31 protein-coding genes are annotated in these 21,550 nt (G+C 41.4%); 30 read left to right on the top strand and 1 reads right to left on the bottom strand.

The window, feature by feature from the left end:
* Window positions 1–4: 4 nt before the first annotated feature.
* The 7 genes from fusA to ACTQX6_RS00125 all read left to right on the top strand — a co-directional run bounded on the left by fusA (window position 5) and on the right by ACTQX6_RS00125 (window position 8,865).
* Window positions 5–2,104 carry an elongation factor G gene (gene fusA / locus ACTQX6_RS00155; RefSeq protein ID WP_168964568.1) on the top strand — a complete coding sequence of 700 codons (2,100 nt, stop codon included), beginning with the start codon at window positions 5–7 and terminating at the stop codon, window positions 2,102–2,104.
* A 72-nt stretch (window positions 2,105–2,176) separates the two neighbouring features.
* On the top strand, window positions 2,177–3,361 hold the full coding sequence (gene tuf / locus ACTQX6_RS00150; protein ID WP_168964567.1) for an elongation factor Tu: 1,185 nt from the start codon (window positions 2,177–2,179) through the stop codon (window positions 3,359–3,361).
* Window positions 3,362–3,423: 62 nt separating this feature from the next.
* On the top strand, window positions 3,424–4,287 hold the full coding sequence (locus tag ACTQX6_RS00145; RefSeq protein WP_294689047.1) for a LysR family transcriptional regulator: 864 nt from the start codon (window positions 3,424–3,426) through the stop codon (window positions 4,285–4,287).
* A 164-nt stretch (window positions 4,288–4,451) separates the two neighbouring features.
* Window positions 4,452–5,870: an APC family permease gene (locus tag ACTQX6_RS00140; protein ID WP_294689140.1), complete on the top strand. Its 1,419-nt coding sequence runs from the start codon at window positions 4,452–4,454 to the stop codon at window positions 5,868–5,870.
* An 88-nt stretch (window positions 5,871–5,958) separates the two neighbouring features.
* Window positions 5,959–7,278: a M18 family aminopeptidase gene (locus tag ACTQX6_RS00135; protein WP_294689046.1), complete on the top strand. Its 1,320-nt coding sequence runs from the start codon at window positions 5,959–5,961 to the stop codon at window positions 7,276–7,278.
* Window positions 7,275–7,904, top strand: a complete 630-nt coding sequence (locus ACTQX6_RS00130) for a hypothetical protein (RefSeq protein ID WP_117446973.1) — start codon at window positions 7,275–7,277, stop codon at window positions 7,902–7,904. Before ACTQX6_RS00135 ends, ACTQX6_RS00130 begins: the two co-directional genes overlap by 4 nt.
* Window positions 7,905–7,956: 52 nt before the next feature.
* On the top strand, window positions 7,957–8,865 hold the full coding sequence (locus ACTQX6_RS00125) for an AEC family transporter (protein ID WP_117446972.1): 909 nt from the start codon (window positions 7,957–7,959) through the stop codon (window positions 8,863–8,865).
* On the opposite strand, the gene ACTQX6_RS00120 is transcribed toward ACTQX6_RS00125, so the two are convergent.
* Window positions 8,862–10,076, bottom strand: coding sequence for an L-serine ammonia-lyase, iron-sulfur-dependent, subunit alpha (locus tag ACTQX6_RS00120; protein WP_117446971.1), 1,215 nt, complete (start codon window positions 10,074–10,076; stop codon window positions 8,862–8,864). The two genes, ACTQX6_RS00125 and ACTQX6_RS00120, sit on opposite strands and share 4 nt — an antisense overlap.
* 264 nt (window positions 10,077–10,340) lie before the next feature.
* On the opposite strand from ACTQX6_RS00120, the gene rpsJ reads away from it, so the two are divergent.
* The 23 genes from rpsJ to rpmJ form a co-directional block, all read left to right on the top strand.
* Complete coding sequence (gene rpsJ / locus ACTQX6_RS00115; protein WP_022789358.1) at window positions 10,341–10,652, top strand: 30S ribosomal protein S10; 312 nt, start codon at window positions 10,341–10,343, stop codon at window positions 10,650–10,652.
* Window positions 10,653–10,666: 14 nt separating this feature from the next.
* Window positions 10,667–11,362, top strand: coding sequence for a 50S ribosomal protein L3 (gene rplC / locus ACTQX6_RS00110; RefSeq protein WP_117446970.1), 696 nt, complete (start codon window positions 10,667–10,669; stop codon window positions 11,360–11,362).
* Window positions 11,362–11,991 carry a 50S ribosomal protein L4 gene (gene rplD / locus ACTQX6_RS00105; RefSeq protein ID WP_167698607.1) on the top strand — a complete coding sequence of 210 codons (630 nt, stop codon included), beginning with the start codon at window positions 11,362–11,364 and terminating at the stop codon, window positions 11,989–11,991. Before rplC ends, rplD begins: the two co-directional genes overlap by 1 nt.
* Window positions 11,991–12,284, top strand: coding sequence for a 50S ribosomal protein L23 (gene rplW / locus ACTQX6_RS00100; RefSeq protein ID WP_320863207.1), 294 nt, complete (start codon window positions 11,991–11,993; stop codon window positions 12,282–12,284). The genes rplD and rplW overlap by 1 nt, the downstream gene beginning before the upstream one ends.
* A gap of 59 nt (window positions 12,285–12,343) precedes the next feature.
* Window positions 12,344–13,177: a 50S ribosomal protein L2 gene (gene rplB, locus ACTQX6_RS00095; RefSeq protein WP_320863206.1), complete on the top strand. Its 834-nt coding sequence runs from the start codon at window positions 12,344–12,346 to the stop codon at window positions 13,175–13,177.
* A gap of 17 nt (window positions 13,178–13,194) precedes the next feature.
* Window positions 13,195–13,470 carry a 30S ribosomal protein S19 gene (rpsS, locus tag ACTQX6_RS00090; protein WP_022789353.1) on the top strand — a complete coding sequence of 92 codons (276 nt, stop codon included), beginning with the start codon at window positions 13,195–13,197 and terminating at the stop codon, window positions 13,468–13,470.
* 13 nt (window positions 13,471–13,483) lie between these two features.
* Window positions 13,484–13,819 carry a 50S ribosomal protein L22 gene (rplV, locus tag ACTQX6_RS00085; RefSeq protein ID WP_022789352.1) on the top strand — a complete coding sequence of 112 codons (336 nt, stop codon included), beginning with the start codon at window positions 13,484–13,486 and terminating at the stop codon, window positions 13,817–13,819.
* A gap of 10 nt (window positions 13,820–13,829) precedes the next feature.
* Window positions 13,830–14,681, top strand: coding sequence for a 30S ribosomal protein S3 (gene rpsC, locus ACTQX6_RS00080; RefSeq protein ID WP_441657184.1), 852 nt, complete (start codon window positions 13,830–13,832; stop codon window positions 14,679–14,681).
* Window positions 14,681–15,097, top strand: a complete 417-nt coding sequence (gene rplP / locus ACTQX6_RS00075) for a 50S ribosomal protein L16 (RefSeq protein ID WP_279069229.1) — start codon at window positions 14,681–14,683, stop codon at window positions 15,095–15,097. The genes rpsC and rplP overlap by 1 nt, the downstream gene beginning before the upstream one ends.
* Window positions 15,097–15,300: a 50S ribosomal protein L29 gene (gene rpmC / locus ACTQX6_RS00070; protein ID WP_022789349.1), complete on the top strand. Its 204-nt coding sequence runs from the start codon at window positions 15,097–15,099 to the stop codon at window positions 15,298–15,300. Before rplP ends, rpmC begins: the two co-directional genes overlap by 1 nt.
* Window positions 15,301–15,312: 12 nt before the next feature.
* Entirely contained in the window at window positions 15,313–15,570 is a 258-nt protein-coding gene (gene rpsQ / locus ACTQX6_RS00065) for a 30S ribosomal protein S17 (protein WP_022789348.1), read from the top strand.
* A gap of 18 nt (window positions 15,571–15,588) precedes the next feature.
* Window positions 15,589–15,957, top strand: a complete 369-nt coding sequence (gene rplN, locus ACTQX6_RS00060) for a 50S ribosomal protein L14 (protein WP_022789347.1) — start codon at window positions 15,589–15,591, stop codon at window positions 15,955–15,957.
* A gap of 12 nt (window positions 15,958–15,969) precedes the next feature.
* Complete coding sequence (gene rplX / locus ACTQX6_RS00055) at window positions 15,970–16,287, top strand: 50S ribosomal protein L24 (protein WP_320863205.1); 318 nt, start codon at window positions 15,970–15,972, stop codon at window positions 16,285–16,287.
* A 12-nt stretch (window positions 16,288–16,299) separates the two neighbouring features.
* Window positions 16,300–16,839, top strand: a complete 540-nt coding sequence (gene rplE, locus ACTQX6_RS00050; RefSeq protein ID WP_117446967.1) for a 50S ribosomal protein L5 — start codon at window positions 16,300–16,302, stop codon at window positions 16,837–16,839.
* 12 nt (window positions 16,840–16,851) lie between these two features.
* A complete protein-coding gene (locus ACTQX6_RS00045; protein ID WP_003864831.1) occupies window positions 16,852–17,037 on the top strand; it encodes a type Z 30S ribosomal protein S14 in 186 nt (61 codons plus the stop codon).
* Window positions 17,038–17,054: 17 nt separating this feature from the next.
* Window positions 17,055–17,453, top strand: a complete 399-nt coding sequence (gene rpsH, locus ACTQX6_RS00040; RefSeq protein ID WP_022789344.1) for a 30S ribosomal protein S8 — start codon at window positions 17,055–17,057, stop codon at window positions 17,451–17,453.
* Between the two features lie 14 nt (window positions 17,454–17,467).
* Window positions 17,468–18,013, top strand: coding sequence for a 50S ribosomal protein L6 (gene rplF, locus ACTQX6_RS00035; RefSeq protein ID WP_117446965.1), 546 nt, complete (start codon window positions 17,468–17,470; stop codon window positions 18,011–18,013).
* Between the two features lie 20 nt (window positions 18,014–18,033).
* Window positions 18,034–18,390, top strand: a complete 357-nt coding sequence (rplR, locus tag ACTQX6_RS00030) for a 50S ribosomal protein L18 (RefSeq protein ID WP_022789342.1) — start codon at window positions 18,034–18,036, stop codon at window positions 18,388–18,390.
* A gap of 12 nt (window positions 18,391–18,402) precedes the next feature.
* A complete protein-coding gene (gene rpsE, locus ACTQX6_RS00025; protein ID WP_022789341.1) occupies window positions 18,403–18,912 on the top strand; it encodes a 30S ribosomal protein S5 in 510 nt (169 codons plus the stop codon).
* Window positions 18,913–18,927: 15 nt separating this feature from the next.
* A complete protein-coding gene (gene rplO, locus ACTQX6_RS00020; protein WP_022789340.1) occupies window positions 18,928–19,365 on the top strand; it encodes a 50S ribosomal protein L15 in 438 nt (145 codons plus the stop codon).
* A gap of 1 nt (window position 19,366) precedes the next feature.
* Entirely contained in the window at window positions 19,367–20,662 is a 1,296-nt protein-coding gene (gene secY / locus ACTQX6_RS00015) for a preprotein translocase subunit SecY (RefSeq protein WP_117446964.1), read from the top strand.
* Window positions 20,663–20,683: 21 nt separating this feature from the next.
* Window positions 20,684–21,331, top strand: coding sequence for an adenylate kinase (locus ACTQX6_RS00010; RefSeq protein ID WP_117446963.1), 648 nt, complete (start codon window positions 20,684–20,686; stop codon window positions 21,329–21,331).
* A gap of 119 nt (window positions 21,332–21,450) precedes the next feature.
* Window positions 21,451–21,550: 50S ribosomal protein L36 (gene rpmJ, locus ACTQX6_RS00005; RefSeq protein WP_173446955.1), on the top strand; the 100-nt coding region annotated here is incomplete at its 3' end.

The following is a 21,550-nucleotide window of genomic DNA, read 5'->3' as shown; positions in this document are numbered from 1 at the left end:
GTTTATGCCTAGAGAATATAGTCTGGAAAATACTCGTAACATTGGTATCATGGCGCACATCGATGCCGGTAAAACGACAACAACTGAACGTATCCTTTATTACTCTGGTGTTAACCATAAAATTGGGGAAACACATGAAGGTGCCAGTACAATGGACTGGATGGAACAGGAACAGGAACGTGGTATCACGATCACTTCTGCTGCCACAACTTGTCACTGGAAAAAATTAGATGGAACCGGACCGGAATGCCGTATCAATATCATCGATACACCAGGTCACGTTGACTTCACCGTAGAAGTTGAACGCTCTTTGCGTGTATTGGATGGTGCCGTAACCGTTCTGGATGCCAAAGCCGGTGTTGAACCGCAGACAGAAACTGTATGGCGTCAGGCGACGACATATGGTGTACCTCGTATCGTATTTGTCAACAAAATGGATGCGACAGGTGCAGACTTCATCATGTCCTGTAACACGATCATTGATCGTTTAGGAGCTAAGTCCTGCCCAATTCAGTTGCCAATTGGTGCTGAAAGTGACTTTGAAGGTATTATCGATATCATCGAACGTAAAGCTTATACATTCAGTGGTGACTATGGACGTATTATTACGGAAGTTGCCATTCCTGAAGAAAGCCAGGATTTAGTCGAAGAATACCGTGCTAAATTATTGGAATACTTAGCCGATTATGATGAAGATTTCATGATGATGGTTCTGGAAGGTGAAGAACCTGAAATCAGTGAAATCAAACGTGTATTGCGTATTGCCGTATGTGCCGGTGATTTCTTCCCGGTATTGTGTGGTTCCGCATACAAAAACAAAGGTGTTCAGCTGGTCCTGGATGCAGTTGTTGATTATCTGCCTAGCCCATTAGATGTACCGGCTATCAAAGGTACAACTTTGGACGGTGAAGAAGATGAACGTCATCCGAGTGATGATGAACCATTCTCTGCATTGGCATTTAAGATCGCAACAGACCCATTTGTAGGAAAATTAAGCTTCTTCCGTGTGTACTCCGGTAGTGCAACTGCAGGAAGCTATGTATTGAACTCTACAAAGGATAAGAAAGAACGTTTCGGACGTATCGTACAGATGCACGCCAACCATCGTAAAGAAATCGATCAGGTTTGGGCCGGAGATATCGCTGCTGCCGTAGGTCTAAAGGTTACGACAACAGGGGATACGCTGTGTGATGAAAAACATCCGATCATTCTGGAATCTATGGAATTCCCTGAACCAGTTATCGAATTGTCTTTGGAACCAAAAACAAAAGCCGATCAGGATAAAATGGGCTTGGCTTTAAGTAAATTGGCTGAAGAAGACCCAACTTTCAAAACATATACAAACGAAGAAACAGGACAGACGATCATTGCCGGTGTTGGTGAACTTCACCTGGATATCATCGTTGACCGTCTGCGTCGTGAATTTAAGGTAGAAGCCAACGTAGGACAGCCTCAGGTTGCCTACCGTGAAACAATTCGTGCCACTGCTGACTGTGAAGGTAAATACATTCGTCAGTCTGGTGGTCGTGGACAATACGGTCATGTATGGATCAAATTCGAACCAAATGAAGAAGGTAAAGGATTTGAATTCGTGGATGCGATCGTTGGTGGTTCCGTACCGAGAGAGTACATCAAACCAACAGAAGAAGGTTTGAAGGATGCCTTAAATAATGGTATGATCGCCGGTTATCCGGTTATCGATATCAAAGCTACACTGTTCGATGGTTCTTACCATGATGTCGATTCCAGTGAAATGGCCTATAAGATTGCCGCCAGTATGGCACTTCGTGAAGCTGCCAAAAAGTGTAATCCGGTATTGTTGGAGCCAATCATGTTTGTTGAGGTAACAGCACCGGCTGAATACTTAGGTAGCGTTATGGGTGACGTTTCCAGTCGTCGTGGTTCTATCACAGAACAGGAAGAGCGCGGAAATGCCGTAATCGTACGTGCTCACATTCCATTGTCAGAAATGTTTGGTTACGTAACTGACTTGCGTAGCTTTACACAGGGACGTGGAACTTACTCCATGAAATTTGATCACTACTCTGAAGTTCCTAAGAGCATTGCAGAGAAGATCATTAAAGAGAATTCAAGCGAAAACTAGTTGCTTTTCGCTTGGTTCTAAAGTACAATGTTTTTGCATGAATTTTAATTTTTAATTAGGAGGAAAACTAAAATGGCAAAGGAAAAATTTGACAGAAGTAAAACCCATGTTAATATTGGTACAATCGGTCACGTTGACCATGGTAAAACAACATTAACAGCTGCTATTACGAATGTATTGGCTCAGAAAGGTCAGGCCAAAGCAACTGCTTACGATCAGATCGACGGTGCTCCAGAAGAAAAAGAACGTGGAATCACAATCAACACAGCTCACGTTGAATACGAAACTGACAAACGTCACTATGCACATGTTGACTGTCCAGGCCATGCCGACTACGTTAAGAACATGATCACTGGTGCTGCTCAGATGGATGGTGCTATCCTTGTAGTAGCTGCATCTGATGGTCCTATGCCTCAGACTCGTGAACACATCTTGTTGGCTCGTCAGGTAGGTGTACCTTACATCGTTGTTTACTTGAACAAATGTGACATGGTTGATGACGAAGAATTGGTTGACTTAGTAGAAATGGAAGTTCGTGAACTTCTTAACGAATATGGATTCGACGGAGATGAAACTCCAGTTATCCGTGGTTCTGCATTGAAGGCTTTGGAAGGCGATCCAAAATATGTTGAATCTATCAACGAATTGATGGATGCTGTTGACAGCTGGATTCCAGATCCTGAACGTGACATCGATAAACCATTCTTGATGGCTGTAGAAGACGTTATGACTATTTCTGGTCGTGGTACTGTTGCTACAGGACGTGTTGAACGTGGACAGGCTCACTTGAACGACGAAGTTGAAATCGTTGGTATCAAAGAAACTCGTAAGACAGTATTAACTGGTTTGGAAATGTTCCACAAACAGTTGGACGTTGCTCAGGCTGGTGACAACATCGGTGCTTTGCTTCGTGGTATCGCACGTGATGAAATTCAGCGTGGACAGGTTTTAGCTAAACCAGGAAGTGTACACCCACACACTACTTTCAAGGCTCAGGTTTACGTACTGACTAAAGAAGAAGGTGGACGTCACACTCCATTCGTTTCTAACTACCGTCCTCAGTTCTACTTCCGTACAACTGACGTAACTGGTGTTATCACTCTTCCAGAAGGAACTGACATGGTAATGCCTGGTGACAACGTTGAAATGTCTGTAGAATTGATTCACCCAATCGCTATCGAAAACGGAACTAAGTTCTCTATTCGTGAAGGTGGACACACTGTAGGTGCCGGAAACGTTACTGAAATCATCGGATAATTTCGATTAAACAATGATTGTAAACCGCTGGAAACAGCGGTTTTTTTAATAAAGGGGGAATTATGGATTTAGAAAAATGTAAAGCGCTGGTACAGGTCATTGATACGAAAAGTCTATCCAAAGCAGCTAAAAAACTAGGTTATACACCCAGTGGTCTTTCTCGAATGATTTCCAGTTTAGAAAAAGAAATGGGATTTACCTTGTTGCGAAGAAATCATGATGGTATGTTTCCAACCAATGAGTGTCGTCATCTTTTAAGCGGTATACGAGAGCTTTTATATCAAGATCAATTATTGGAACAAAAAGTATCTGACATCAATGAATTATATGTTGGTGAAATCGAAATCGGTGTTTCACATCGTTATTATTATGATACATTTGCCCTGGCTATGAAGAATTTCAGTAAGGTTTATCCAGATGTCGATTTAAAGATACGTCATGGATATAGTTCTTATCTGGTGCAGGAGCTGAAACAACATCGATTGGATCTATGTATTGTATCCAAACGAGAATTGGGAGATTTTCAATGGATACCGATCACAAAAGATGAGATGTTGGCATGGATTCCCAAGAATCATAAATTAGCAAGTGAAGACAAAATATCGGTCAAGGAATTTGAAAAAGAAAATGTGATCTTTACCTATCCCGGAGAAGATACGGATAATCAACGAGTTTTTCAGAAATACAAAATATATCCACATCGTCAGTTTTCTACTTTGGAGCCCTATGCCAGCTTTGCGATGGTCAAACAGGGGTTGGGAATATCTATGGATAATCGTTTATCAGCCTGGGGTATGGAAGAAGGAATATTATATAAGTCTCTAGACCCTCAAGAATATATAGAAATCGGTATTGCGCTGCAGTCCAACCCTTCCCCGGCGGTACAGGAATTCATGAAATATTTATTGCCACTATTAAAAAAATAAAGTAAATTCTCTTTAAAAAACTGTAGGAATATTGTATATATATTGCGAAAAAGTCAAACCCTCTTTGACAATTACGCAAAAATATGTGATTATATATGTACTTGTTTACTTTGGGAAAGGAGTTGTAAATAGTGGATAATTCTCAAAAGAAAATCAAGTGGTATATGTTATCGTTCATGTGCTTCTCCACATTATGGGGATTTGGTAACGTAGTTAACGGTTTCATGTACTTCAACGGGATCCAGGTTATCTTCTCATGGATCTGGATGTTCGCTTTGTTCTTCTTACCTTATGCATTGATGGTAGGAGAATTAGGATCAGCATTTAAAGATCTAGGTGGAGGCGTTACCTCTTGGGTTCAGGAAACAGCTGGTTTTAAAGTAGGTTATTATGCAGGTTGGACGTATTGGGCATGTCACGTAACGTACATTGCTTCCAAGGGGTCCGGTGGTTTAAAAGCCTTAAGCTGGATGGTGTTCCAGAATGCGGAAACGTATGACACATTCCCTACATTGTATGTACAGTTGGCAACGTTGGTTGTATTCTTGTTCTTCTGCTGGGTGGCAAGCCGTGGTTTGAACCCATTGAAGAAACTGGCTACACTGGCTGGTTCCAGTATGTTTGTCATGAGTATTCTGTATATCTTATTGATGTTTGCGGCACCGGTTATCAATCCAAATGGTGGCTTTGCAAGCATTGACTGGAGCTGGGATTCTTTTATTCCGACATTTGATGTAAGCTACTTCACAAACTTATCAATCTTAGTATTTGCGGTTGGCGGTATCGAAAAAATTTCTCCATACGTAAATAAAATGGATGGTGATCCGGCACGTCAATTCCCTAAGAGTATGATGTTTGCTGCCGGAATGGTTGTGATTTGTGCTATCTTTGGTACATTTGCGATGGCTATGATGTTTGATCCGGCTGTTGTATTCGCAAGTGCTGAATCACAAACGGCATATATTGCCAATGGTGCTTACTGGGCATTCCAGAAATTAGGTGAATACTATGGCGTTGGTAATGTATTGATGATCATCTATGCATTGTGTAATGCCATTGGTCAGTTCTCTACATTGGTAGTAAGTATCGATGCTCCTTTGCGTATGTTGTTGGAAGACCCTATCACAAGCCAGAGTGTTCCGAAACAATTGTTGAAACAAAACAAATACGGTGCTTATGTCAATGGTATTTGGATGGTTGTTATCTTGTCTGGTGCCATTATCGTTGCACAGACAGTCGTTCCAGGGGCCGCTTCGGTATTGGCACAGTTGAATAAATTGAACTCTGTTTGTATGCCACTTCGTTATTTGTGGGTATTCTTTGCGTACTTCATGCTTCGTAAAGCAGCAGATGAAAAATTTCCGCGTGCCTATAAGTTTGTTAAGAGCAGAGGAATTGGTAAATTCTTTGGTATTCTATGTTTCTTAATTGTATTGGTGTTCTCTGTATTAGGCATGTATTCGCCAGATCCATTTACAATGGTATTAAACGTTGTAACACCAATTGTCTTAACATTGTTAGGTTTGATCTTCCCTGTTATCCGTAAGAAACAGGACGAAAGAGACGGTACGGTTAACGCTTAATGAAAATTGAGAAACGATTCCTTCGGGAGTCGTTTTCTTTTGAGTTTTTAGTGTCTATAGTTTAGAATAGTCTAAGGAGGATACTATTATGAACAATATTGAAATTTCAAATGAATTGATGGATTTTATTCAAAGCAGTCCAAGCATGTTCCATTCAGTAAAAACCGTGCGTGATTATTTGGAACAGGCTGGATTCACATATTTACCGGAAGGTAAACCATGGCACCTGGAAAAAGGAGAAGGGTACTACACGATTCGTAACCACTCCAGCATCATTGCCTTTAAATTGGGAAGTGTGCTGGACGATTATCATTTCCAAATGACGGCTGCTCATTCCGATTCGCCAACATATAAGATCAAGAGCGTTCCGGAATTAGAAGGACCAAATGAATATTTGCGCTTAGATGTAGAAGCTTATGGTGGTATGATCGATTCTACATGGTTTGATCGTCCGTTAACGATTGCCGGACGTGTATTGGTACAGGAAAGAAACAAAATAGAAAGTCGCTTATTATATATTGATAAAGACTTGTTGTTGATTCCTAATGTAGCCATTCACTTCAACCGTAACATCAACGATGGTTATAAATATAATCGTCAGGTTGATCTTTGTCCTCTATTCTCAACCGGTGAGTTGAAGAAGGGTGACTTTGATAAGATGGTTGCGGATGAATTAGGTGTAGAAGTCGAACGGATCTTAGCTAAAGACTTATTCTTAGTCAATCGTCAAAAACCGGTGATCTGGGGTTACAAAAATGAATTTGTTTCTACACCAAAACTGGATGACTTACAATGTGCCTTTGTTTCTTTAAAAGCATTTATTGAGTCTGAAAACAAACATGCGATCAATGTCTGCTGCGTATTCGATAATGAAGAAGTTGGATCGAATACAAAGCAGGGAGCTATGTCCACTTTCTTATATGATACATTACAGCGTATCAACTTAGGTTTGGGAAAGGATGCGGAAGAATATTATCAGGCCATCAGCAAATCCTTCCTGGTAAGCTGTGATAATGCGCATGCGGTGCATCCAAACCATCCGGAAAAAACGGATGCGGTCAACTGTTCGATGATGAACAAAGGACCGGTTATCAAAGAAAGTGCAAACCAGAAATATACGACAGATGCCTTTAGCCGTGCCTTATTTACTTGTATCTGTAAAGAAGCCGGTGTACCGGTACAGACTTTTGCCAACCGTAGCGATGTGGTCGGTGGATCTACATTAGGAAACTTGTCCAATACACAAGTCAGCGTACATGCCGTAGATATCGGACTTCCGCAGCTGGCTATGCATTCCAGCTATGAAACGGCCGGTATCAAAGATACAGGCTATGCGATTGAGGCATTAAAAGCCTACTTTGGAACAAATGTAGAGATCGATGAGGCGCAGAAAGTAGTTTTTGAATGATCGATCTGACAAAATATACTTGGCTGAAACCTCATCTTCCTCTACCGGAAACGTTAGAGGAACAAGAGGACTTTCAAGACATCTTAAAAGCAATTGAGAAAAAGGAATCTAATCTGGGATTGCGCAATTTATATGCCAATTATTATTTAGATCAGCTTCAGAAGGCAAAGGAAGAAGGACGCAGCCTGCACTATGAAGGAAATTTAGGCAAGGAAATTCGCTCCTGGGCGAAATCACAATCGTTTAAGAAATTTAAGGAAACGTATTTAAAAGAAGACAAGGCAAAGTTTCAGTTATCGGGTATTGTGATTGTAATAACCGGTACTTTGATTCTTTTCTTTCTTCGAGCTATTCTGGCACAGGAATTTGTTGTGAATTTCAGTGTAGATGCGATCGTCGGAGCTATTGCGCTGGTCTTCTTCTATCGGAATATGAAGCTGAAAATACAACTGATCAAAAGCTATACACCGGTACGTGATTATTTGTACATGGATATTGCCAGCTTTGTGATGTGTATTTTATTAAAAATGTGGCTTCCTCCGGCTTTTGATGTTTCGATTATTGTCCTGGTCATCGCTTATTATGTACAAAGGCGAAAGTTTGAAAATTTTTTAAAGACCGTTTAGAATGACTACAGAGAATTTCTCTGTAGTTTTTTTTTGAAGGGAAGCGAAAGATATGCTTGATTTACAACTGGAAATCTTTTTGTTGATCTTAGCTGGTTTTGTTTTAGCAAAGCTGGGCTATTTTTCCAAGCAGACCCGAAAACAGTTGACCAATATTGTCTTATGTCTGGTCTTGCCCTGCGCAACGATCCAATCTTTTGAAATCAAGGTCGATCAACAGCTGCTTGTATCCATGATCCTGATTTTTATGATTTCTGTGGGCATTCAGCTTTTGTATTTGATCTTTTGTAAAAGCTGTTGGAATGGAATCAAAGATGATCGTAAACCTTCTTTACAATATGGAACTATGGTTTCCAATGCCGGGTTTATGGGAATGCCGGTAGCACAAAGTGCGTTTGGTCCGACAGGATTGTTGTATGCATCGATCTTTTTGATTCCTCAAAGAGTTTGTATGTGGAGCTATGGTGTATCGCTTTATGAAAAAGGAACGAGACAGGAAGTGATTCGAAAGGTTGCCACCAATCCTTGTATTGTGGCAATCTATATAGGAATCGTGCTCATGGTTTTGGGGATGTTTGATATTCACCTGCCAAAGTTTATCGATGATACGATTGGCGCAATCGGAGATTGTAATACGGCTTTAAGCATGATCGTGATTGGCGGGATCTTAAGCGATGTGCCAAAAGAAAAGATATTTGATCATATTTCTATTTTATATAGTGTCCTGCGTTTATTGGTTTTGCCGCTTTTGATTTTTGCGATCCTTTTATTCCTGCCAGTTGAATCCATGGTTCGCAACGTCTGTGTTCTTTTATCGGCTATGCCGGCTGCCAGTACAACGGCTATGTTGGCACAGCGCTATGAAAAAGATCCTGAATTTGCATCCAGGATCATCTTCGTATCAACCTTATTGAGTATGTTGACTTTACCATTGATTTTTCTTTTACTGGAATGGCTTTAGCCATTCTTTTTTGTAGGCACAACTACAGCTAAACCGCCTAAGGCACTTTCCTTTAATTCCAAAGGAAGTTTGCTTCCGGTCAGATTCATCGTTTTGACGACCATATCAAAGCTGACACGGTTTTTCTTAACGTTGCGTAAATATTTTGCCAGACGAGCGGCGTCCAGACTGCGAAGGCTGGCAACGGCATTTCTTTCGATGCATGGAATCATGACATAACCGCCGACCGGATCACAGGTCAAGCCTAAGTGATGCTCCAGTCCGATCTCGGCAGCACATTCGATCTGCGCGTTGTTTTCAAAGTTACAGGAGCTGACAAAGGCGGCTCCCATACTGCAGGCAGCACCGACTTCCGCCTGACAGCCGGCCTTGGCCCCGGATATCGTAGCGTTATGCTGAATGAGATTGCCGATCAGACCGGCTACTTTAAGGCCCTGGATCAGAGTATCTTTGGGATAGTTTTCATCCTTATAAAAATGATAGAGAAGACTTGGTAAGACACCGCAGCTGCCCATAGTTGGTGCGGTAACAACCATACCGCCGCTGGCATTTTGTTCACTGGCCGCATAAGCATAGCTGGAGAGTAAAAGACTTTTTCTTTCAATCAGATCATCACAGCTGTTAGCACTCTGGTACAATGCACTGGCTACCCTGTCGATTTCTAAGGAGCCTGGCAGCTTACCGATCGTATTTAATCCTTTGTCAACACATTCGATCATCGCATCAAAGATCTTATCCATATAGCTGTTTAACGATTCATCTTCAAACTGATCGATATACTTATCTAAGCGAAGATGATGTTGTTTACAATAGCCTTGAATATCATCCATAGAATTATGTGGATAGACATGTGTTTCTTCCGATTCCTGCTCCTGATCTTTTAAAATTTTACCGCCGCCTATAGATATATAGGTATGTTTTCCTAAAGCATCGTGTTCTTTAAAGGCTTCAATGGTCATCGTGTTTGGATGCTCGCATTGTGTTTTTAAATCAAATGTGATCGTACAATGCGTAGGAAAAAAGGTCTTTTCGATAATTTTATCAGTGAGATGGCCTTTTCCGGTCAAAGCCAGAGAGCCAAATAATGTAACTTTGAATTCATCGGCATCGGGGTAATGTTCCAGCATGTCCTGACTGGCGCGCATAGGGCCAAAGGTATGAGAGCTGCTGGGACCCGGACCGATCTTATAAATATTTTGAATACTTTGCATAGTGTGTATCTCCTTGATCAAAACGGTCTTATTTATCCATACAAAAGAGTAGCATAACCCTTGCGAAAAGCATAGTAGTGAATCGTGAAAATGTGCATGGAAAAAAGTGAAAAAAGCACTTGAATGTCGCTTATAGATATGGTATCATCATTGCGCACTGCGTAGAAGTGCGAGGTTGCTGACCCACTGAGAAGCGTTGTCATGGGTGGTGTCAGGGAATTCGCATGGAGCATGTATATCTCGAATATACGAAAGGAGTTAAACATGGCAAAAAACACAATTCGAATTCGCTTAAAAGCGTATGAGCACCGCATCTTAGATGACAGTGCCAAGAAAATCGTCGAAACAGTGACGAAACACGGAGCTAAAAAAGTTGTTGGTCCCGTTCCGTTACCAACGGAAAAACAAGTTGTAACAATTCTACGTGCCGTTCACAAATACAAAGATTCTCGTGAACAGTTTGAAATGCGTACGCACAAGCGTTTGATTGAGATTGTTGCACCGACAAAGGAAACGATGGATTCTTTACAGAGACTGGAACTTCCTAGTGGTGTAGACATCGAAATTAAACTTTAATGGAGGTGTCGAAGATGAAAGGATTATTAGGAAGAAAATTAGGAATGACACAGGTCTTCACTGAAGATGGTGTATTGATTCCGGTAACCGTTGTTGAAGCAACTCCAAATGTTGTTCTTCAGAAGAAAACAGTGGAGAGTGACGGATACAATGCGATTCAGTTAGGATTTGAAGAAATCAAAGAAAAACGTACAACAAAGGCAAATGTAGGACATTGTGCTAAAGCAAACACGAGTCCGAAACGTCGTATTCAGGAAGTACGTGACTGTGAATTGGATGTAAACGTTGGCGATTTGGTTGACGTTACGATCTTCGAAGCTGGTGAAACAGTGGATGTGATCGGTACCAGCAAAGGTAAAGGTTACAATGGTACAATCGTTCGTAACAATGCACACCAGGGTCCAAAGAGCCACGGTGGTTCTAAAAACATTCGCCATATCGGTTCTTTAGCTACAAACGGTATTACATCTCGCCAGGGACGTATCATGAAGGGTACGATCATGGCTGGTCAGGAAGGTGGATACAGAACAACAAACCAGAACCTGACAGTGATCAAAGTAGATAAAGAAAACAACTACTTGTTGATTAAAGGAAACGTGCCGGGACCTAAAAAAGGATTTGTGATGGTTCGCACCGCAAAGACTTCTAAGGGAAACAAAGCACCGGTTACTTTAGTTGACTATAGTGCAAATAAGGAGGTTCAGGAATAATGGCAAAGATTGATGTGATCAACCAGGAAGGAAAAGTAGTTTCTTCTCTTGAACTGAACGATGCCGTATTTGGTATCGAACCAAATCAGCAGGCTTTATTTGATGCGTTAAAGATGCAGTTGGCAGGTCGTCGTCAGGGTACGGCTTCCACAAAAGGACGCAGCGAAGTCAGCGGTGGTGGACGTAAGCCATACCGTCAGAAGGGTACAGGTCGTGCTCGTCAGGGTTCCATTCGTGCTACACAGTTCCGTGGCGGTGGAACAGTATTCGGAGCAACACCACGTAATTACAGCTACCGTATCAACAAAAAAGTACGTCGCCTGGCTTTAAAATCTGCCTTGAGTGAAAAAGTGGCAGAAACAGCCTTCAGCGTATTAGATAAGTTCGAAGTTGCAGAACCTAAGACAAAGACATTTGTTTCTATCATGGAAGCAATTCAGGCGCCTAAGAAAACGTTATTTGTTGTTGGACAGAACGAAGATGTACAGAATGCTTACTTATCAAGTCGCAACGTTCCAGATTGCACAATGATGAGAAGTGATCTGATCAACGTATTTGATCTGGTACATGCCAACAAGATCGTTATGACAAGCGCTGCAGTAAAAGAAGTTGAGGAGGCACTTGCATAATGACTGATTACAGAGATATCATTCTTCGCCCGATCATCACAGAAAAAACAATGAAGATGATGGCAGAAGATAACAAAGTGACATTCGAAGTTGCCAAAGGTGCAAACAAAGTATTAGTTCGTCAGGCTGTGGAAGCTTTGTTCAAAGTTGAAGTTGTAAAAGTCAACATGCAGAACACAAAGCCTAAGACAAAACGTGTTGGAAGATACACAGGAAAAATGAGTGCGGTTCATAAAGCAATCGTTAAGATCAAAGAAGGTCAGTCAATCGATTTATTCGGTGAGGCTGAATAATCAGGGAGAAGACGCTATTTCCTGAATAAACATTGCGATAAGGAGGAAAAAGAAAGTTTATGCCAATTAAGACGTATAAACCAACGACACCAGGACGTCGTGGGATGACATCTTTGACATTTGAAGAAATCACAACTTCAAAACCAGAGAAAAGTCTGTTAGCTCCATTGAAGTCTAAAGGTGGACGTAATAACACAGGACGTATCACAACACGTCATAAAGGTTCCGGACATAAGAGAGCCTACCGTATCATCGATTTCAAACGTAACAAGGACAACATCCCTGCTCGCGTTAAAACGATCGAATACGATCCAAACCGCAGCGCTAACATTGCCTTGTTAGTATATGCCGATGGAGAAAAACGTTACATTCTTGCACCAAAGGATTTACAGGTAGGAATGAGCGTAATTTCCGGTGTTGAAGCAGATATCAAAACTGGAAACGCTATGGAATTGAAGAATATGCCAGAAGGTACATTCGTTCATAACGTTGAATTAAAACCTGGTAAAGGTGGACAGATGGCTCGTAGTGCCGGATGTTCTGCTCAGATTCTGGGTATTGAAGAAAAATACGTTACTTTGCGTTTGACTTCCGGAGAAGTTCGTAAAGTGTTAGCAAACTGCCGTGCTACAGTTGGTATCGTTGGAAACGAAGATTACAGCTTGGTAAACATCGGTAAGGCCGGACGTAATCGTCATAAAGGTATTCGTCCTACCGTACGTGGTTCTGTTATGAACCCTAACGATCACCCTCATGGTGGTGGTGAAGGTCGTACACCGATCGGACGTAAATCTCCAATGACTCCTTGGGGTAAAAAAGCTCTGGGTGTTAAGACACGTCGTACTAAGAAAGCCAGCACTAAATTGATCGTGCGCCGTCGTAACGGTAAATAGGAAAAGGAGGAAAGAACATGAGTCGTAGTTTGAAAAAAGGACCTTTCTGTGATGAACATCTGATGAAAAAGGTCGAAGCATTAAATGCCTCAAACAAAAAAGAAGTTATTAAAACATGGAGTCGTCGTTCTACTATCTTCCCTCAGTTTGTTGAACACACATTTGCGGTTTACAACGGTAAGGAACACGTACCAGTTTATGTAACAGAAGATATGGTTGGTCACAAATTAGGTGAATTTGTTCCAACTCGTAAATATGCAAGTCATGGATCAGATGACAAGAAATCACGTTAATTAGGAGGATATCATGGAAGTAAAAGCAACAGCGAAAACTCTACGTATTCAGCCTCGTAAAGCAAGACTTGTCTTAGACTTGATCCGCGGCAAAGACGTAGAAGAAGCAAAAGCAATTTGCAAGTTCACTCCCAACAAAGGTGGATATCTGGTTGGAAAAGTTTTGAACTCTGCCATTGCCAATGCGGTAAACAACAATGATTTAGATGAAGAAAAGCTTTATGTTAAAGCTTGCTGGGCCAATGAAGGTATTACTTTAAAACGTTATATGCCTCGTGCAAAAGGTAGTGCCAGCCCAATTATGAAACGTACAAGCCACATCACAGTTGTAGTGGCTGAGAAAGAGTAGGAGGTTCGCCATGGGACAGAAAGTAAGCCCGATCGGGATGCGTGTTGGTATCATTCGTGACTGGCAGTCAAGATGGTACGCAGACGATAAAGAATTCGGATCCCTTCTGATCGAAGATGTTAAGATTCGTGAATTCATCGAAAACTATTATGAAAAATTGTCGAACGCAGCACAGGATAAGAGAAAAGCGGATCCTCAGATCTCTCGTATTGAAATCGAACGTACTAAAAATCGTGTAACGATCATCGTTCGTACGGCTCATCCAGGTGTTGTGATCGGACAGGATGGAAAATCTATCGAAGGTCTGAAAAAACAACTGGAAAAAATGGTTAACGCCGGTGTTAAAAAAGATTCTAAAAACAAAAAGACGATCCAGATCAACGTTGTCGAAGTAGCCAATCCAAACTTGGATGCTCGTTTGGTTGCTCGTTGGATCGCTAATGAATTGGAACAGCGTAAAAGCTTCCGTGCCACACAGAAAAAAGCAATCCATAACTCTATGCGTGCTGGTGCCAAGGGTATCAAAACAGCTGTATCTGGTCGTTTAGGTGGTGCTGATATGGCTCGTACAGAAGGATACTCTGAAGGTGTTGTACCGTTGCATACATTGCGTTCTGACATCGATTATGCATGGGAAGAAGCTGCTACAACATATGGACGTTTAGGTGTTAAAGTATGGATCTGTCGTGGTGAAGTACTGCCTGGAGAAATGGTAAAAGAACCAGAAGCTCCAAAACAGCGTCCAATGCGCGGAAGAAACCGCAACAACCGTAATCGTCGTCCAAACGGACGTGCTCCTCAGCAGAATGCGGCTCCTGCAAAGGAACAGGCTCCTGTTGAAAACAAAGGAGGTAACGAATAATGTTGATGCCTAAGCGTACAAAGTATAGACGTCCACATCGTTTGAGCTATGAAGGTCGTAGTAAAGCTGGTCGTTCTATTGACTTTGGTGAATTTGGTTTGGTTGCCGAAAGTGGAAACTATGTCAGCAACCGTCAGATCGAAGCTGCCCGTATTGCCATGACACATTATATGAAACGTGGAGGAAAAGTATGGATTCGTATTTTCCCTCACATGGCAAGAACTAAAAAACCTTTGGAAGTACGTATGGGTTCCGGTAAAGGTGCTCCAGAAGGATGGGTTGCTGTAGTACAGCCTGGACGAGTAATGTTTGAAGTTGGTGGAGTAAGTGAAGAAGTAGCTCGTGAAGCGCTTCGTCTTGCCAGCCACAAGCTTCCTGTTAAGACTCGTTTTGCGAGAAAAGGAGAAGTGAAATAATGTTAGCTAAAGAAATTCGTGAAAAGACAAATGAAGAACTTCTTGCTCAGATCGATGCTTTAAAAGAAGAGTTATTCAATCTCCGCTTCCAGCAGGCTACAGGACAGCTGGAAAACACGGCACGTTTAAAAACTGTTAAGAAGACGATTGCCCGTATCAAAACAGTGATGACAGAGCGTGAAAATGCGCAAGGTCAAGAGTAGGAGGGTATGACGATGGAAAGAAACGTACGTAAAGTATATCGTGGTACTGTCGTAAGTGATGCGATGGATAAAACAATCACGGTTGTAGTAGAAACTAAGAAAACACACCCTTTATACGGTAAACGTGTTAAATATTCAAAGAAATTCAAAGCGCATGATGAAAAGAATGAAGCTCATGTAGGAGATCGTGTAGAGATCATGGAAACTCGTCCATTGTCTGCTACAAAGCGTTTCCGCTTGGTAAGCATCATTGAGAAAGCGCGTGTATAGGACTAGGAGGGCGAAACAATGATTCAAAACGAGAGTCGTTTACGCGTCGCTGACAACACCGGAGCTAAAGAAGTGTTAGTTATTCGTTGTTTAGGCGGAAGCGTAAGAAAATTTGCAAACATCGGTGATATCGTTGTGTGTACTGTAAAACAGGCCACTCCTGGTGGAACCGTTAAAAAAGGTGATGTAGTCAAAGGTGTTATCGTTCGTACAAGACGTGGTGTTCGCCGTGAAAACGGTACTTACATCCGTTTTGATGACAATGCCGTTGTATTGATCAAAGATGATAAGACGCCTAGAGGAACACGTATTTTCGGCCCTGTTGCTCGTGAATTACGTGATAACGATTTCATGAAGATCGTATCTCTGGCTCCGGAAGTATTATAGGAGGTGTGCCAAGTGAGAATTAAAAAAGGTGATAGAGTCAAAGTTATTACTGGTGCTTACAAGGGCACAATCGGTGAAGTAACTTCTGTATATCCAAAAGAAGATAAGGTTATTGTGGAAGGTGTAAACATGGTGAAAAAACACCAGAAACCGACACAGGCCAATCCAGATGGCGGAATTATTGAAAAAGAAGCTAAGATTCACGTTTCCAATGTAATGCTTTGGGATGAAAAGAGCAAAAAAGCTTCCCGTATTAAAATGGAAGTAAAAGAAGACGGAACTAAGTTGCGTGTCTACAAGACAAGCGGAAAAGAAGTTAAGGTTAAATAAGGAGGATAAGACATGAACCGTTTACAGGAAAAATATAAAAACGAAGTCGTTCCTCAGCTTATGAAAGACTTCAACTACAAATCCGTAATGCAGGTACCGCAGATCGAAAAAGTGGTCGTAAACATCGGTGTTGGAGATGCCATCCAAAATGCGAAATTGTTGGATGAAGCTGTTGAGGAATTGGCAGCCATTACTGGACAGGCTCCGGTAATCACAAAAGCAAAGAAATCCATTGCCAACTTCAAATTGCGTGAAGGTATGTCAATCGGATGTAAAGTTACATTGCGTAAAGAAAAAATGTATGACTTCTTAGATAAGTTGTTCAACATTTCTTTGCCACGTGTTCGTGACTTCCGTGGAGTTTCTGACACTAGCTTTGATGGTCGTGGAAACTATACACTGGGTATTAAAGAACAGATCATTTTCCCGGAAATTGATTTTGATAAAGTAAACCGTACACGCGGAATGGATGTTGTCATCGTAACAACCGCAGAAACAAATGAAGAGGCTAAAGCCCTGCTTGAAAAAATGGGTATGCCTTTCAAGAAGTAGGAGGAACGTAAAATGGCTAAGAAATCAATGATCAATAAACAGCAACGTCCTCAGAAATTTAAAGTTCGTGAATATACACGCTGCGAAAGATGTGGACGTCCACACTCAGTATTGAGAAAGTATAAATTATGTCGTATTTGCTTCAGAGAATTGGCTTATAAAGGTCAGATTCCTGGTGTAAAAAAGGCAAGCTGGTAAGAAGGAGGCATATAACAATGATTATGACTGATCCAATTGCGGACATGCTGACAAGGATCCGCAACGCATTGCAACAAAAACATGAAACTGTTAGTATGCCTGTCAGCAAAGAAAAGAAAGCTATTGCTGAAATCTTAAAAGAAGAAGGATACATTACAGACTATAAAGTGGAAGGTGAAGGTGTTCATAAAGACCTGACGATCACTTTAAAGTACACAGAAGATAACAAGAAGATCATCTCTGGTCTTCGTCGTATCTCTAAACCTGGACTTCGTGTTTATGCACAGGTTGAAAATCTGCCTCGTGTATTAAACGGTTTAGGAATTGCCATTATCTCTACAAGTAATGGTATGATGACCGATAAAAACGCAAGAAAGAACCACTTAGGTGGCGAAGTCATTGCGTATATCTGGTAATAGGAGGATAAAGAATGTCACGTATCGGGAATAAACTGATTACCATTCCTGCTGGCGTAAGTGTGGAAGTCGCTACAGGTAATGAGGTGACTGTAAAAGGTCCTAAGGGAACTTTATCTCGTAAGTTCTCTGACTTGATGCAGATCAACGTTGAGGGAACTGAGGTCACTGTAGTACGTCCAAATGACGAAAAACACACTAAACAATTACATGGTACGACTCGTGCTTTGTTACATAACATGGTCGTAGGAGTTTCTGAAGGATTTACGAAAGGACTGGAACTGGTTGGTATCGGTTTCCGTACCGCTGTAAAAGGAAATACCTTAACGATGAATGTTGGTTATTCTCATCAGGTAGAAATGCAAATTCCGGAAGGTTTGGAAGTAACTTGTCCAAGTGCTACTGAAATCAGTGTATCTGGAATTGATAAACAACTTGTTGGTGAATTTGCTGCTAATGTTCGTGCTGTTCGTAAGCCAGAACCTTACAAAGGAAAAGGTATTCGCTATAAAGGTGAACATATCCGTCGTAAGGAAGGTAAGACAGCTGGTAAGAAGTAGTGGGAAGGAGATCTTAAGATATGATTAAAAAACAATCACGCAATGCACAGCGTCTTCGTCGTCACGCTCGTGTACGTACAAAAATCAGCGGAACTCCTGAATGCCCACGTTTGAGTGTATTTAGAAGTAACGCACACATTCATGTTCAGCTTATTGATGATGTAAACATGAAGACTTTGGCATCTGCCAGCAGCTTGGCTATGAAACTTGAAAATGGTGGTAATGTGGAAGCCGCTAAACAAGTGGGTGCTGAAATCGCAAAACGCGCTAAAGAAGCTAACATCACAAAGGTTGTATTCGACCGTGGTGGATATATTTACGCAGGACGTGTAAAAGCTCTTGCCGATGCAGCTCGTGAAGCTGGCTTGGAATTTTAGGAGGTCGCACACATGGCAGAAAGAAAACAACCTAGAAGAGAGCAGAAAGAATTCGAAGAACAAGTTGTTGCAATTAACCGTGTAACAAAAGTTGTTAAAGGTGGACGTCGTTTCCGTTTCTCTTGTCTTGTAGTTATCGGTGACCGTAAAGGTCGCGTAGGTATGGGAACAGGAAAGGCAAACGAAGTACCGGATGCAATTCGTAAAGCGGTTGAAGATGCTAAGAAAAACTTGTTCACCGTTCCAATCGTAGGAACAACTATTCCACATGATACAATCGGTAACTATGGTGCAGGAAGCGTATTTATGCGTCCGGCCAGCGAAGGTACCGGTGTTATCGCCGGTGGTGCTGCCCGTTCTGTATTAGAATTGGCCGGTATCTCCGATATCTTAACAAAATGTTTAGGTTCTCGTACGAAGATCAACGTTGTTCGCGCAACGGTTGAAGGATTGAAATCTCTGACAACTTTAGAAGAAGTTGCTCGTCTTCGTGGAAAGAAACCAGAAGAAATTCGCGGGTAAGCAGGAGGTTGAAGTATGAAATTACATGAAATGACACAGACGGAAGCTTCCAAAACAAGAAACCGCGTAGGTCGTGGACCTGGAAGCGGAAATGGTAAAACTTCCGGACGCGGACAAAAAGGTCAAAAAGCCAGAAGTGGTGGAGGAGTTCGTCTTGGATTTGAAGGTGGACAGACACCATTGGCAAGACGTTTACCAAAAAGAGGATTTACAAACTTTAATCGCAAAGAATATGCTATAGTTAATGTAGAAACTCTGAATCAGTTTGATGAAGGTACTGAAATCAATGCAGCTTTACTGCTTGATAAGAAGATTATTCGTAAAGAACTTGCTGGTTTAAAAGTTTTAGGTGATGGAGAGTTAACTAAGAAATTGGTTGTAAAAGCAAACAAATTCTCTGCATCAGCCAAAGAAGCAATAGAAAAAGCAGGCGGAACAGCCGAGGAGATCTAAAATGATATCGAGCTTTAAGGCAATTATTAAAAATAAAGATATTCGTAATCGAATTCTCTTTACTTTATTTGCCTTTCTTGTATATCGTTTAGGATCTGCAATTACTGTTCCGGATGTAAATACAACCGATTTAGTAGCCGGTTTAGAGGATAATTCCCTCTTCGCAATGCTGAATCTTTTAGGAGGTGGAGGTCTGGAACAGTTCTCCATCTTTGCCTTAGGTGTTACACCTTATATCACGGCTTCAATCATTATTCAGCTTTTGAGCATGGATGTGATTCCGCCGCTATCAGAGTTGGCTAAGTCCGGTGCTAAAGGGCGTAAGCAGTTGGATAAGTACACACGTTATCTGGCTGTGATCTTTGGCTTCGTTCAATCATTCTCTTTAGTATATGGTTTCTCAAGTACCTATACAGGACTGATTGAGGGCGGAGCCACAATGAGTAAGATTCTGTATATCGCAACGATCTTTACAGCAGGAACGATGTTTCTTGTATGGATCGGTGACCAAATCTCGACCAAAGGAATTGGAAATGGTATTTCTATGGTCATCATGGCCGGTATCGTGGGAAGATTGCCAAGACAGTTTAGTTCTGCATGGACTTCACTGATTGGAGAAGATCCAACGGGACAGGGCATTGGTTTGTTTATCGGGTATATCGTTGTTTATTTGATCATTATTGTATTTGTTACATTGATCAATACGGCCGAAAGACGTATTCCTATTCAATATACGTCTAGTTCCATCAGTTTATCAAAGCAGAGTAAATCAAATTATTTACCGTTAAAACTGAATTCGGCCAGTGTAATCCCTGTCATCTTCGCATCGTCGTTGATGATGGCACCATTACAGATTGCCAGTTTCTTCGCTTCCAATAAAGTAACAAGTGTTATGACGGATTGGCTGGGAATGAGAACTTGGTACTCTTTGGTTATCTATGTACTGTTGATCTTGTTCTTTACCTTCTTCTATACAAAGATGCAGGTTAATCCGGAAAAGATTGCGGAGAACTTGGGGAAATCAGGTGCTTATATTCCAAGCGTGCGTCCGGGAAAAGAAACAGAAAACTATGTCAACCGTGTTTTATCTCGATTGACGACATTGGGTTCTGTTGCGTTGGCACTGGTTGCCGTTCTTCCACATTTGATGCCGTTAATCTGGTCAGAAATGAACACATCAATGGCACTTGGTGGAACTGGAATGATCATCGTAGTTGGTGTTGCGATCGAGACTGTAAGGCAAATACAGGGATTGATTACGCAGAAATCGTATAAGAATTATTTTGAAGACGAATAAAATCGTCTAGGGAGCTGAAGTATGAACATCTTTATCATGGGTGCCCCAGGTAGCGGAAAAGGGACATTCTCAAGCCGTATCAAAGAGGAATTCGATTTGAATCATATCAGTACCGGTGATATCTTCCGGGCAAACATTGCCGGAGGCACTGAATTGGGTATGCAGGCAAAAGCATATACTGAAAAAGGTCTGCTGGTACCGGATGAGATTACCAATAACATGGTTAAAGAGTACTTGAGCCAATTATCGGATAAAAAGAACGGATATTTATTAGATGGATATCCTAGAACGTTGGATCAGGCCAAAGCATTTGAAAAAATGACAGAGGGAACAGATCTGATGGTTGACGAAATCGTTGTGATGGATGTTCCATTTGATGAATTAACACGTCGTATAACAGGACGACGCAGTTGTAAAAACTGTGGAGAAATCTACAACATTTATTCAAAACCGCCGGTAAAGGAAGGGATTTGTGATAAATGTGGTTCTGAATTATCACAGAGAAAAGATGATAATGAAGAAAGTTTAAAAACTCGTTTAGAGGAATATGCGAAGAACACAGAGCCTGTTATCGCATACTATGAAGAAAAAGGAATGGTCAAGAGAATTGATGCGACCGCTTGCATTGAAGAAATCTGGCCTGTTTTAAAAGAAGCTTTAAGCAAATAAATTGCGCATCTTTATGCGCAATTTACTTGCGTTATATTTTTTGAACTACGTTACTGTTAAAATCCGCATAGAACTATACGCATTTTAACAGGAATATACGTAGAGAAAGGATTAGACAAATGAAAGTAAGACCATCCGTAAAACCGATGTGCGACAAGTGCCGAGTAATACGACGCAAGGGTCGCGTCATGGTAATTTGTGAAAACCCAAAACACAAAC

The sequence above is a fragment of the Faecalicoccus sp. LCP19S3_E2 genome (assembly GCF_052121255.1).
Taxonomy (GTDB): domain Bacteria; phylum Bacillota_I; class Bacilli_A; order Erysipelotrichales; family Erysipelotrichaceae; genus Faecalicoccus.
This window is presented reverse-complemented; position numbering and strand designations above follow the sequence as displayed.

What these genes read in the sequence shown, in the direction of transcription:
- fusA (WP_168964568.1), top strand. Translation starts at nt 5, where the DNA reads ATGCCTAGAGAATATAGTCTGGAAAATACTCGTAACATTGGTATCATG.
- tuf (WP_168964567.1), top strand. Translation starts at nt 2,177, where the DNA reads ATGGCAAAGGAAAAATTTGACAGAAGTAAAACCCATGTTAATATTGGT.
- ACTQX6_RS00145 (WP_294689047.1), top strand. Translation starts at nt 3,424, where the DNA reads ATGGATTTAGAAAAATGTAAAGCGCTGGTACAGGTCATTGATACGAAA.
- ACTQX6_RS00140 (WP_294689140.1), top strand. Translation starts at nt 4,452, where the DNA reads ATGTTATCGTTCATGTGCTTCTCCACATTATGGGGATTTGGTAACGTA.
- ACTQX6_RS00135 (WP_294689046.1), top strand. Translation starts at nt 5,959, where the DNA reads ATGAACAATATTGAAATTTCAAATGAATTGATGGATTTTATTCAAAGC.
- ACTQX6_RS00130 (WP_117446973.1), top strand. Translation starts at nt 7,275, where the DNA reads ATGATCGATCTGACAAAATATACTTGGCTGAAACCTCATCTTCCTCTA.
- ACTQX6_RS00125 (WP_117446972.1), top strand. Translation starts at nt 7,957, where the DNA reads ATGCTTGATTTACAACTGGAAATCTTTTTGTTGATCTTAGCTGGTTTT.
- ACTQX6_RS00120 (WP_117446971.1), bottom strand. Translation starts at nt 10,076, where the DNA reads ATGCAAAGTATTCAAAATATTTATAAGATCGGTCCGGGTCCCAGCAGC.
- rpsJ (WP_022789358.1), top strand. Translation starts at nt 10,341, where the DNA reads ATGGCAAAAAACACAATTCGAATTCGCTTAAAAGCGTATGAGCACCGC.
- rplC (WP_117446970.1), top strand. Translation starts at nt 10,667, where the DNA reads ATGAAAGGATTATTAGGAAGAAAATTAGGAATGACACAGGTCTTCACT.
- rplD (WP_167698607.1), top strand. Translation starts at nt 11,362, where the DNA reads ATGGCAAAGATTGATGTGATCAACCAGGAAGGAAAAGTAGTTTCTTCT.
- rplW (WP_320863207.1), top strand. Translation starts at nt 11,991, where the DNA reads ATGACTGATTACAGAGATATCATTCTTCGCCCGATCATCACAGAAAAA.
- rplB (WP_320863206.1), top strand. Translation starts at nt 12,344, where the DNA reads ATGCCAATTAAGACGTATAAACCAACGACACCAGGACGTCGTGGGATG.
- rpsS (WP_022789353.1), top strand. Translation starts at nt 13,195, where the DNA reads ATGAGTCGTAGTTTGAAAAAAGGACCTTTCTGTGATGAACATCTGATG.
- rplV (WP_022789352.1), top strand. Translation starts at nt 13,484, where the DNA reads ATGGAAGTAAAAGCAACAGCGAAAACTCTACGTATTCAGCCTCGTAAA.
- rpsC (WP_441657184.1), top strand. Translation starts at nt 13,830, where the DNA reads ATGGGACAGAAAGTAAGCCCGATCGGGATGCGTGTTGGTATCATTCGT.
- rplP (WP_279069229.1), top strand. Translation starts at nt 14,681, where the DNA reads ATGTTGATGCCTAAGCGTACAAAGTATAGACGTCCACATCGTTTGAGC.
- rpmC (WP_022789349.1), top strand. Translation starts at nt 15,097, where the DNA reads ATGTTAGCTAAAGAAATTCGTGAAAAGACAAATGAAGAACTTCTTGCT.
- rpsQ (WP_022789348.1), top strand. Translation starts at nt 15,313, where the DNA reads ATGGAAAGAAACGTACGTAAAGTATATCGTGGTACTGTCGTAAGTGAT.
- rplN (WP_022789347.1), top strand. Translation starts at nt 15,589, where the DNA reads ATGATTCAAAACGAGAGTCGTTTACGCGTCGCTGACAACACCGGAGCT.
- rplE (WP_117446967.1), top strand. Translation starts at nt 16,300, where the DNA reads ATGAACCGTTTACAGGAAAAATATAAAAACGAAGTCGTTCCTCAGCTT.
- ACTQX6_RS00045 (WP_003864831.1), top strand. Translation starts at nt 16,852, where the DNA reads ATGGCTAAGAAATCAATGATCAATAAACAGCAACGTCCTCAGAAATTT.
- rpsH (WP_022789344.1), top strand. Translation starts at nt 17,055, where the DNA reads ATGATTATGACTGATCCAATTGCGGACATGCTGACAAGGATCCGCAAC.
- rplF (WP_117446965.1), top strand. Translation starts at nt 17,468, where the DNA reads ATGTCACGTATCGGGAATAAACTGATTACCATTCCTGCTGGCGTAAGT.
- rplR (WP_022789342.1), top strand. Translation starts at nt 18,034, where the DNA reads ATGATTAAAAAACAATCACGCAATGCACAGCGTCTTCGTCGTCACGCT.
- rpsE (WP_022789341.1), top strand. Translation starts at nt 18,403, where the DNA reads ATGGCAGAAAGAAAACAACCTAGAAGAGAGCAGAAAGAATTCGAAGAA.
- rplO (WP_022789340.1), top strand. Translation starts at nt 18,928, where the DNA reads ATGAAATTACATGAAATGACACAGACGGAAGCTTCCAAAACAAGAAAC.
- secY (WP_117446964.1), top strand. Translation starts at nt 19,367, where the DNA reads ATGATATCGAGCTTTAAGGCAATTATTAAAAATAAAGATATTCGTAAT.
- ACTQX6_RS00010 (WP_117446963.1), top strand. Translation starts at nt 20,684, where the DNA reads ATGAACATCTTTATCATGGGTGCCCCAGGTAGCGGAAAAGGGACATTC.